The sequence below is a fragment of the Alistipes sp. AF14-19 genome, assembly GCF_003461645.1.
GTDB lineage: Bacteria > Bacteroidota > Bacteroidia > Bacteroidales > Rikenellaceae > Alistipes > Alistipes shahii.
Map to the genome: position 1 here is coordinate 447219 of NZ_QTXM01000001.1, position 6854 is coordinate 454072.

The 6854-nt window shown below is 60.2% G+C and carries 7 protein-coding genes; 3 read left to right on the forward strand and 4 right to left on the reverse strand.

The annotated features are described in order from the left end of the window. Positions 1-35 precede the first annotated feature (35 nt). Together DWW03_RS01900 and DWW03_RS01905 are read right to left on the reverse strand one after the other, a co-directional pair. A complete protein-coding gene (locus DWW03_RS01900) occupies positions 36-1292 on the reverse strand; it encodes an aspartate kinase (RefSeq protein ID WP_015547392.1) in 1257 nt (418 codons plus the stop codon). A gap of 205 nt (positions 1293-1497) precedes the next feature. Further along, positions 1498-3630, reverse strand: a complete 2133-nt coding sequence (locus DWW03_RS01905; protein ID WP_022062186.1) for a prolyl oligopeptidase family serine peptidase — start codon at positions 3628-3630, stop codon at positions 1498-1500. Between the two features lie 85 nt (positions 3631-3715). On the opposite strand from DWW03_RS01905, the gene DWW03_RS01910 reads away from it, so the two are divergent. After that, entirely contained in the window at positions 3716-4543 is an 828-nt protein-coding gene (locus tag DWW03_RS01910) for a 2,3,4,5-tetrahydropyridine-2,6-dicarboxylate N-succinyltransferase (RefSeq protein WP_118406185.1), read from the forward strand. Positions 4544-4545: 2 nt separating this feature from the next. Beyond that, complete coding sequence (locus DWW03_RS01915) at positions 4546-5271, forward strand: biotin--[acetyl-CoA-carboxylase] ligase (RefSeq protein ID WP_015547389.1); 726 nt, start codon at positions 4546-4548, stop codon at positions 5269-5271. Positions 5272-5275: 4 nt separating this feature from the next. Here DWW03_RS01915 and DWW03_RS01920 read toward each other — a convergent pair whose 3' ends face one another. Beyond that, positions 5276-5905, reverse strand: a complete 630-nt coding sequence (locus DWW03_RS01920) for a hypothetical protein (RefSeq protein ID WP_147344282.1) — start codon at positions 5903-5905, stop codon at positions 5276-5278. A gap of 176 nt (positions 5906-6081) precedes the next feature. Between DWW03_RS01920 and gcvH the strand changes: the two genes are divergently transcribed. Continuing rightward, complete coding sequence (gene gcvH / locus DWW03_RS01925; RefSeq protein ID WP_022062345.1) at positions 6082-6459, forward strand: glycine cleavage system protein GcvH; 378 nt, start codon at positions 6082-6084, stop codon at positions 6457-6459. Between the two features lie 26 nt (positions 6460-6485). On the opposite strand, the gene DWW03_RS16735 is transcribed toward gcvH, so the two are convergent. Further along, positions 6486-6854 (reverse strand): hypothetical protein (locus DWW03_RS16735; RefSeq protein WP_220399773.1); only part of this gene is annotated, 369 nt, incomplete at its 5' end.

Sequence of the window (6854 nt, forward strand, 5' to 3'; positions counted from 1 at the left end):
GCGCTCCCGCCCATGAATCCGGCCCTTGGGACCGGTTATTCCCGTTTGCGGACCACGCGCACGGTGGACTGCGTGGCCTGCCGCACGAAGACCTGCGGACCGCGGGCGTAACGCCGCCACAGCTCGTCAGTATAGCCGCGCACCGTGAGCAGCTCCATGTTCTCGGCTTTCATCACGTCGAAACCCGCCTCGCGCAGCGCCTCGATGGCCTCGTCGATATGCCACGAGTTGTCGACGCACAGGCTCAGGTTCACGGCCGAATTGTGGATCAGGTTGGCCTTGATGCGGAAACGCTCCAGCAGCGAGAAGATCGTGGCGAACTTCTCTTCCAGCACGAAGGAGAAATCCCGCGACCGGATGGTCAGCAGCACCTGGTCCTTCTTGAGGATCAGGATCGGAACGTCGACCGGGGCCGACATGCCTCGGATCACCGTGCCGGGTTTGCGCTTGTCGCCGAAGGGCCGCACGTAAAGCGGAATATTCTTGTTCTGGAGCGGCTTGATCGTCTTCGGATGGATGATCTGCGCGCCGCTGTAAGCCAGTTCGATGGTGTCGAGGTAGTTCAGCTCGGCGATCTGCACGGCATCGGGAAACGCTTTCGGGTCGGCGTTCATCACGCCGTCCACATCCTTCCACACCGACATCGACTCGGCGTCGAGAATGTTGGCCACCACGGCCGCCGAGTAGTCCGAGCCTTCGCGCCCCAGGGTCGTGGTCGTGCCGTCGGGCGCGCCGCCGATGAAGCCCTGTCCGATGAAGATGTTCTCGACGCATTTGCCCAGCGCGTTTTTCAGCAGCGAAGCCGAAGCCTCGATGTTCACCCCGGCGTCCTTGTGGCGCTGCTCGGTGAGAAAACAGCGGCGCATGTCGATCCAGCGGTTCGACACCCCGGCGTAGTTCAGGTACTCGGAGATAATCGTCGTCGAGACCAGCTCGCCGTAGGCCACGATCGTGTCGTACCACAGTTCGGCGTCGCCGGGTTTGTAGACGGTCTCCGTCGCGACCTTTTCCAGTTCGCCGAACAGCGCGTCGACCGCCGGCAGCCGCTTCGGCTCGTGCCACAGCTCGTCGATGATCTCCGCATGGTACTTCCGCAACGATTCGACATGCTCCAGCGAGAGCTGTTTATCGCCTTTCTGAAGCCCCTCGAACACCTTTTCCAGGGCATTGGTCGTTTTGCCCATCGCCGAAACGATGATGAACAGGTTCTGCTCGTCGTCGATGATCTTGCGCAGATTCCTCACTCCGTCGGCATTCCGCACCGACGCACCTCCGAATTTATAGACTTTCATGTTATTTCGCTTATTAACCTAACGTACCTTCCTTTACCTTTTGCACAGTTGACCGCTGTACTCTTGCGGCCGATGGCCGCGTTTACAAATCTACCCCACCCCAAACCCCTCCCGTGGGAGGGGCTTGTCGCGACGCAACCGGGATTTCGACCGGATTTACAACCGGATATCCCGAAATGAAAAACCAATTTTTAATTTTTCATTCTTAATTCTTAATTACCTTATAGGGTACTCCGATGTTCTGGAACAGGAACGCGTACATGTCGGCCGCCTCGTCGATACGCTTCGAAGTGGGTTTGCCGGCGCCGTGGCCCGCTTTCGACTCGATGCGGATCAGGATCGGGGCGTCGCCCGCCTGGGCATGCTGCATCGCGGCGGCGAACTTGAACGAGTGGGCCGGAACGACACGGTCGTCGTGGTCCGCGGTAGTCACCAGCGTCGCGGGGTATTTCACGCCCTCCTTTATATTGTGCAGCGGAGAGTACTTGTAAATATAGGAAAACTGCTCCTCGTCCTCCGACGAACCGTACTCCACGGCCCAGCCCCAGCCGATGGTGAACTTGTGGTAGCGGAGCATGTCCATCACGCCCACGGCCGGAAGGCACACGGCATAGAGGTCCGGACGCTGCACCTCGCAGGCGCCGACCAGCAGGCCGCCGTTCGAGCCGCCGTGGATGGCCAGCTTGTCCGTCGACGTGTATTTTCCGGCGATCAGGTACTCGGCGGCGGCGATGAAGTCGTCGAAGACGTTCTGCTTGTTTTCGAGCATGCCGGCCTTGTGCCACTCCTCGCCGTACTCCGAGCCGCCGCGCAGGTTGGCGACGCAGTAGATGCCGCCCTGCTCGACGAACATCAGCGCCGAGGGGTTGAAGCCGGGCGTGAGGTTGATCTGAAAACCGCCGTAAGCGTAAAGCAGGCAGGGATTCTTGCCGTCGCGCTTCATGTCCTTGCGGCGGGTGATGAACATCGGGACCTTCGTGCCGTCCTTCGAGGTGTAGAACACCTGCTCGGTCGTGAACAGTTCGGGATCGAAATTCACCTCCGGAGCCTTGTAGAGCGTCGATTCGCCCGAAGCGATGTCGTATTTGTAGATCGTGGCCGGAGCCGTGTAGTTGACCAGCGTATAGTAAAGTTCCGAGTCCTCCTCCCGGCCGTCGAATCCGCCGACCGAGCCGATGGCCGGAAGCGCCACTTCGCGCACCTGCTTGCCGGCGTAGTCGTACTGGTAAATCCGGCTCTGCGCATCCTGCAGGTAGTAGGCGAACAGACTGCCGCCCGCCGTGCCCACGCCTTCGAGCAGGTTCCTTTCACTCTCGGGAATCACCGTTTCGATCATCCCGGGACGGTTCAGATCGACCTTCATCAGCGCGTAGTTCGACGCATCCCTGTTGGTCACGTAATAAAGCCGGTCGTCCTTGCAGTCGACGGGCGAATAATCGGCATCGAAGCCCGGCAGCAGGACGCGGAATTTCGGGTCCGACACCCTTTTATAGAGGACCTCCGTTCCCGACGTGCCCTCCGAAGCTATGACGAAGAGCCATTTGCCGTCCTCCGAAGGCCATGCCGAGAAGTAACGCAGCGGATGTTCCCGGTCCTCGTAAATGAGCCTGTCGGCCGACTGGGGCGTACCCAGCGCATGGTAATAAACCTTCTGAAACTCGTTCTTGGAAGAGTAGGCGTTTTGCTTCGGGGCGTCGTAGGCGCTGTAATAGAATCCCTTGGAATCGGGCGCCCACCGTGCGCCCGAGAATTTCACCCACTCGATCTTGTCGGCAGCGAGCGACTTGTCGGCGGTGTCCATCACGCGGATCTCCACCCAGTCCGAACCCGACGCGGCGGCCGAATAGGCAAACCAGCGGCCGTCCTTCGAGAAGGACATGTCGGTCAGGGCCACCGTCCCGTCGTCGGAGAGCTTATTGGGGTCGAGGAACACCTCGCCGGCCTCGCCCGGCTCCTTCGTGCGGTAGATCACCGACTGGTTCTGCAAACCGTCGTTATAAGTGTAGTACCACCAGTCGCCGTGCTTGCGCGGGGCGCTCTCCTTGGCGTAGTTCCACACTTCGGTCAGCCGCTCGCGGATGGCCCCGCGGAACGGAATTTGCGAGAGGTAGTCCTGCGTCACGGCGTTCTCGGCGGCGACCCACGCGGCCGTGGCCTCCGAGTTGTCGTCCTCGAGCCAGCGGTAGGGATCGGGAACCTCCGTGCCGAAATAGTTGTCCACCACGTCGCCGCGCACGGTCTCGGGGTAAGGCTGATGTTTTATCTGTTTCATATTGCCGCAGCTTGCCGCCGCCGCTGCGCCGAGCAGAAGGGCGGCCTTGATGAATAAATGCTTCATAATTGAACCGTTTGGGTAATGATCGGGACAAAGTTATGAAAAATTCAATATTTTCAGTAATTTTGCCTATTGAAAACAACTGTCTATGCACAACGAACTCAAAACGATAATCGAGCAGGCGTGGGAAAACCGCGCGCTGCTTCAGGCCCCCGCCGTGCAGCAAGCCGTACGACAGGTCGTCGAACTGGTGGACAAGGGCGAACTCCGCACGGCGGAACCCGTCGACCCGGCCAAAAGCGAATGGAAGGTCAACGAGTGGGTCAAGAAGGCCGTGATCCTCTACTTCCCGATCCAGCCCATGCGCAAGATGGAGGCCGGCGAACTGGAGTGGTACGACAAGATGGAGCTCAAGCACGGCTACGGGGAGCTGGGCGTGCGGGTCGTGCCCCAGGCCGTGGCTCGCTACGGCGCCTACATCGCCCCCGGAGCCATTCTGATGCCTTCGTACGTGAACATCGGCGCCTACGTCGACACCGGCACGATGGTCGACACGTGGGCCACGGTGGGCTCCTGCGCCCAGATCGGCAAACACGTCCACCTCTCGGGCGGCGTGGGCATCGGCGGCGTGCTCGAACCCGTGCAGGCCGCGCCCGTGATCATCGAGGACAGCTGCTTCATCGGCTCGCGCTGCATAGTGGTCGAGGGTGCGCACGTCTGCCGCGAAGCGGTGCTCGGCTCGAACACCGTGATCACCGGCTCGACGCACATCATCGACGTCACGGGGCCTGAACCCATCACCTACAAGGGCTACGTGCCGCCCCGCTCGGTGGTCGTCCCGGGCAGCTACCGCAAGCAGTTCCCGGCGGGAGAATACAGCGTCACGTGCGCGCTGATCATCGGCCGGCGCAAGGAATCCACCGACAAGAAAACCTCGCTGAACGACGCCCTGCGCGACTTCGGCGTATCGGTATAGACATGATTCACCGCATCGAAGAGACCACCTCGACCAACGACGACGCCCGCGACGCGAAATACCGCCACGGCGACATCGTCTGGGCCGAACGCCAGACCGCCGGCCGCGGCCAGCGGGGCCATAAATGGTCGAGCGCCGAGGGTCTGAACCTCACCTTCTCGCTGGTGCTCGAACCCCGGTTTCTGCCCGCCGGCGAACAGTTCCTGCTCAACGAGGCCGTGGCCCTCGCTCTCACCGACACCTTCGCGCAGTTCGGCATCGCGGCGCGCATCAAGTGGACCAACGACATCTATGCCGGGGACAAAAAGCTGGTCGGCATCCTGATCGAACACAGCTACTCCGGGCAGACGCTCGCCCGCACGATCGTCGGAATCGGCATCAACGTCAACCAGACGGAGTTCGACCCCGCGCTTCCGAACCCCGTGTCGATGGCCATGGTCGCGGGACGCACGTTCGACCGCGGCGAGGTGCTCGAAGCCTTCCGCCGCCACATCGGCATCCGCTACGCCCAGCTCGAGCTGGACGAACGGGAAACCCTCCAGCGCGACTACCGCGAACGGATGTACCGACTGGGCGAACGGCATACGTTCCGCTACCCCGACGGCACGCCGACCGAGGCCTCGATCGAGGGCGTGCGCCCCACGGGCGAACTGCTGCTGCGGCACGCCGACGGCACGCTCCGGGAATATCTGTTCAAGGAGATCGAATTCGTGATTGCCGGGAAATAGCCCGTCAGGGGTCCGGCAGCAGGTAGACGACGTGCACGAAAGGCCGCGTCCCGCCCGCTTTCAATTCAACGGAGACTTCGGTCAGCAACCGAACATACCGGCGGCGCATATCCGATCCCAGAAGAGGGTCCTCCTTTCCCCCGACGAGACTCCGGACCACAGGCAGCCGGTAGGCGGAATCGCCTGCGGCATACGATTCCCAGGGATACCTCTGATTTTCAATCACGACTCCCTGCAACTCCGCAAAATCCGGATCGTCCGGAAAATCGTTGTCGGCCGCGCCCATCCGTCCGCCCGTCATCCTGCGCGTCCGGGAAACGACGCGCGCCACGTTCCTGCCGTAAAACCGGCAGACAGGGTCCCCGAGCGCCGTATCCGCGACTCCGGCAACGGAGATGAACGTTATCAGCGTATCGCCGGCGACAAACACGACCCGGGGATCGCGGCAGGAGGAGGCTCCCCCGCCCCGGGGTATCGCCGCGTCAAGCCCATCCATTCCGAAGCATACGCCGCCGCCCAGCCGGCACGGCAGCGTGTCCGGCCGGAAGCGCTCCGGCATCTCTCCGTACGGAGTCTGCGCCGCAACAACCTTCCAGATGCACAATGCAACCAGCAGAGTAACCCGTTTTTTCATCGCAAACACACCTTTGGACAACACAAGATAACGGATATTCTCCGCCGCACCAAATCCGGGGCGCAAAATCAGACGAAAAGTACAGAAATAATAACCGAAACCTCTTGCTGTTACAGAAATAACAGTTATATTTGCATCGTAAAACAGCCTAATTCAAATCAAATTTTAAGGATATTATGAACGTACCTGCAAATCTGAAATACTCCAGCGACCACGAGTGGTGCCGCATCGAGGGTGACACGGCCGTTATCGGCATCACCGACTTTGCCCAGAGCCAGTTGGGCGACATCGTTTTCGTCGATGTTCCGACCGTGGGCGAGACGCTCGCCGCAGGCGAGGTTTTCGGCTCGATCGAGGCCGTGAAGACCGTGAGCGACGCGTTCCTTCCGGTGGGCGGCGAGATCGTGGAATTCAACGAGGCCGTGGACGCCGATCCCGCCGTCGTCAACCGCGACGCCTACGGCGAAGGCTGGCTCGTGAAGGTCAAAATGTCGAACCCGGCCGAATACGATGTCCTGCTCGGCGCCGCCGACTACGAGAAACTGATCGGATAGTCCGAAGGAGAATTAAAAATGAAAAATTAAGAATTAAAAATTAGTTTTTCATTTCGGTTTATCCGTCCGTTTTCCGGTCGAAAATCCGGCCGCAGGCGAAAATAAACAAGGAGCTTTCGGATAAAGTCCCCGCCAAGGCGGATGATTTTCAGACTGAAATTCCGGCCGCAGGCGAAAATAAACAAGGAAGCCTTCGGATAAAGTCCCCGCCAAGGCGGATGGTTTTCGGGCTGAAATTCCGACCGCAGGCGAAAATAAACAAGGAAGCCTTCGGATAAAGTCCCCGCCAAGGCGGATGGTTTTCGGGCTGAAATTCCGACCGCAGGCGAAAATAAACAAGGAAGCCTTCGGATAAAGTCCCCGCCAAGGCGGATGGTTTTCGGGCTGAAATTCCG